The 3242-nt window shown below is 34.2% G+C and carries 5 protein-coding genes; all 5 read right to left on the bottom strand.

Translation table 11 applies throughout. The features are described from left to right. Nucleotides 1-208: 208 nt before the first annotated feature. The 5 genes from HOG71_05865 to HOG71_05845 all read right to left on the bottom strand — a co-directional run bounded on the left by HOG71_05865 (nucleotide 209) and on the right by HOG71_05845 (nucleotide 3171). The gene (locus HOG71_05865) at nucleotides 209-661 is read right to left on the bottom strand and encodes a hypothetical protein (GenBank protein MBT5990360.1); all 453 of its coding nucleotides are present in this window, start codon (nucleotides 659-661) and stop codon (nucleotides 209-211) included. A 101-nt stretch (nucleotides 662-762) separates the two neighbouring features. Further along, a complete protein-coding gene (locus tag HOG71_05860; GenBank protein ID MBT5990359.1) occupies nucleotides 763-1326 on the bottom strand; it encodes a recombinase family protein in 564 nt (187 codons plus the stop codon). Between the two features lie 135 nt (nucleotides 1327-1461). Beyond that, a complete protein-coding gene (locus HOG71_05855; protein ID MBT5990358.1) occupies nucleotides 1462-2541 on the bottom strand; it encodes a RimK family alpha-L-glutamate ligase in 1080 nt (359 codons plus the stop codon). 65 nt (nucleotides 2542-2606) lie between these two features. Continuing rightward, entirely contained in the window at nucleotides 2607-2828 is a 222-nt protein-coding gene (locus HOG71_05850) for a hypothetical protein (GenBank protein ID MBT5990357.1), read from the bottom strand. Further along, nucleotides 2815-3171, bottom strand: coding sequence for a hypothetical protein (locus tag HOG71_05845; GenBank protein ID MBT5990356.1), 357 nt, complete (start codon nucleotides 3169-3171; stop codon nucleotides 2815-2817). The genes HOG71_05850 and HOG71_05845 overlap by 14 nt, the downstream gene beginning before the upstream one ends. Between the last annotated feature and the right edge of the window lie 71 nt (nucleotides 3172-3242).

The raw sequence follows: 3242 nt of genomic DNA, 5'->3' as shown, positions 1-3242 counted from the left end.
GTTCGTTTTAAGATATATACACACCTAACGATTTTATTGAAAGAGTATCAATCTATAAAGGTGACTTGGGTGAGATAGAATTAGATTTTGGAGAAGATATATTAAAGAGAAACATCAATAAATGTCCGAAATGCAATGAATACAAGGGAGTTTATTCCTGTTGCTTTATGGGATTAGATTTACACTTTTATCTTAATCGATATTAATACTATATTTCATTTATGTCTAAAAATGGTAAAACGGCATACCATATACCACCATTTTTATAACCTATATGATATACTTTTTTCACTGGTATAACAATACCAAAATATTCACAATCTTCTGGATTATTTACACCAAAATCAATATGATTCCCTTCACTATCTCTATTCCATGCATGTGCTACTTTTCGTTCATTATTTTTAACTCGTACATACCCTTCTACATAATCAAAACCTTTCCCCATCTGAATTGCAGCTACAGAGTAACATTTCCCAGATTTAAATTTTCTACCCTTTTTTATCCCTTTAGCAACTTGGAAGTATTCGCCATGATTATTAAGAATATTATCAATTTCTGTTAAAACTGCTGAGTTTAATACATTCGCCTCATCATTGGTTTTAATGTCTTTAGCACTTAACTCAATTATTCTTAATTGGTTTTCATTGTATTGTATCATCCCTTAATTTACATTTTAAAGATAAAGCAATATACAGTTAAAGTTTTATCACGGATTTCGTAATCGAAAATTGGTATTAAGTTTTTTAAATAATAACTCATTTATTTTACATATTCATCAATAGATTTATAGACTCCCTGTACTTCATCTTTATCCTTTCTAACACCAGCTTCCCGTAGCAAATACCCTGACTTCCTACGCCTCTTTTTGTCTTTAGCTCCATACGGTCTGCCAAGCTTCTTTCCTTGCTCTTTAGCTCTTCTAAGCCCTTCCTTTGTACGTTCAGAAATTAAGGCTCTCTCGAACTCTGCAAACGCACTTAGAATCTGAAAATGCAACTTACCGGTTGCAGTACTGAAATCCAGATTCTCAGAAATTGAGATAAAGTTGATTCCTTTATTGATTAGTTCATTTATTTCTAGGAGTAACTCGGTAGATGATCTAGCCCACCGGTCAAGTCGATAAACAATTACTGAAGTATAATCACCCTTACGAAGCTTTTGAAGAAGGGCTTGCTTGACTGGTCGTGTTTTTCGGGTACTCATCACTTCTTCGTAAATATCATACTCATAGCCTTTTGTTTTGGCATATTCGATCAAGCGTATCTTTTGATTCTCCGTTGTCTGATCTTGGGTTGATACCCTGTTGTATAGTGCAATCTTCATTTGTTTCGAATTAATAATAAAACAACCATTGTTGCTGTAAATACGACCATCCCAACAATATTAGTAATGCTTATTTCATCGGTTACTTCTGGAATGTTTGAATATCCTGCATTTATCTGTCCCATAGCTGTATATTTATAAATTTACTCGAAAACTATTAACCATTACATGTTCCAAGTCACTCAATGACTCAATAACAATAGACTTCTTTTTGTTGAACCTGTCTACATAGTGAATCCGCTTGCCAATTATTTTGGGTAAAAGCTGTGAATAATATTGATTAGTAATAAGAGGGTGAGAAATGCTATCTGTAATATTTGACTTTACTTTTTTTTCAAGAAATCTAATCATCTCATCAGGGAAATTGATTTTTGTGATTTCCATCCCGATAAGACCAAAATTAGCGTTTGCTTCCAATAGATATGTTGTTTTTCCATTTTTGATTAAATCAATGCCACAAAAATTTAGACCTAGAACTTTTGCACACTTGATGCATAGTGCTTTATCAGTTTCACTGAGGCTAATTGATTTCCCTTTGCCATTTAACGTCAAATTACTACGAAATTCATCACGCCCCTGAGCTGTTCTTTGATAAGCTGCCACAACCTTTTCACCTATTACAACAGCCCTTATATCAGAATTATTTGCATATATAAATTCTTGAAGAATGAACGGCTTTCTCAGTTTTGTAAAAGATTGCAAAGTTGATTTCAAAGAAATCATGCTTTCCAATATGGACACACCTGAACCACCGCTCCCGTGAATGAACTTTATTATCACGGGTAGCCCTAACTGGCTCACAATATATTTTACATCTCTAACCTGATCTCCCATAATAGTTTTAGGTGTGCGTATCCCATTATTACTGGCTATCTGAAGAGTCTTCATTTTGTCATAGGAATTAAGTAAACCTGTACCACTAATGGGACTAAATACACCCATATTTCCAATGTGCTGAATCACCTTTGCTCCAAATGGCACGTTTGAGCCAATTCGAGGAAGTATCGCATCACCAATAGAAGCTTTTGATAATTTAGAGGTCTTGTTATTCTTGGTGTAGTAAATAGAGTCAAAGCCTTTCTCATTATTCGAAATAACAATTTTGATATTATCAAGAATTAGAATTGGCGCTTTGTGTCCTCTATTGATAATACTATTCTGAATCTGCTTTACAGCCTTGCAATTAGGGCTATTGGTTAAAATACTAATCTTCATGGTTTGTAATTGATTGATTATCAAATTTCTCTGGCACTCGATCCTTCAATATTTCGGAGGAAGGCTTAATCGCTCTCATTATTTTTCTCATACGTTGTAATCGACTGATTATTAAAATAAACCAGCACTCCAATAATAATGGCAGCACTCGCAATAATGGTCAAGTTCAGTTTACTCTTTAGACTCGCTTTTTCGGTTCTTAGCTGATCTATTTCTGCTTGAGCAACGGTAATGTTTTTAGGTAAGTCTTTTAGAATACCTAAGTCAAATGGGTTAACTATCTGCATGGCGGAATATTTTATATTTGTCTCTTTCAATCTGGGCAATCGCAAACTCGTAAATGCACGGTATCGACTTCCCTTCATACATCACTGCATGGGTATAAATGTTGAAGTTATATCCCAGTGCAAGTAGCCAATCTTTGCTTTTGACAGCTTCTTTATTGCTCCCTAATATCCCAGACAGAATAGTTCGGTTCTTGTCCAATGGTTGATCGAACTTCTTTTTAGCTGCTCGTTTTTTACGTGCTTTCAAGTTATTGTACTTGATTTGATTTCTCCTTGATGCAAATTTCTGATTTGTCCTTTGAGGATAAAAAGTTTCTTGTGTTAAGGGGTCTGTATAAACCATATCAGTAATGTTTTTTCAAACATACATCATTATATGCCCGAAAACAAGCCTTAAGCACTGGTAATCAATCG

The organism is Bacteroidota bacterium, from assembly GCA_018698135.1.
GTDB lineage: Bacteria > Bacteroidota > Bacteroidia > CAILMK01 > JAAYUY01 > JABINZ01.
This window is presented reverse-complemented; position numbering and strand designations above follow the sequence as displayed.

Coding starts and splice junctions, on each gene's coding strand:
- HOG71_05865 (MBT5990360.1), bottom strand. CDS start 661: ATGATACAATACAATGAAAACCAATTAAGAATAATTGAGTTAAGTGCT.
- HOG71_05860 (MBT5990359.1), bottom strand. CDS start 1,326: ATGAAGATTGCACTATACAACAGGGTATCAACCCAAGATCAGACAACG.
- HOG71_05855 (MBT5990358.1), bottom strand. CDS start 2,541: ATGAAGATTAGTATTTTAACCAATAGCCCTAATTGCAAGGCTGTAAAG.
- HOG71_05850 (MBT5990357.1), bottom strand. CDS start 2,828: ATGCAGATAGTTAACCCATTTGACTTAGGTATTCTAAAAGACTTACCT.
- HOG71_05845 (MBT5990356.1), bottom strand. CDS start 3,171: ATGGTTTATACAGACCCCTTAACACAAGAAACTTTTTATCCTCAAAGG.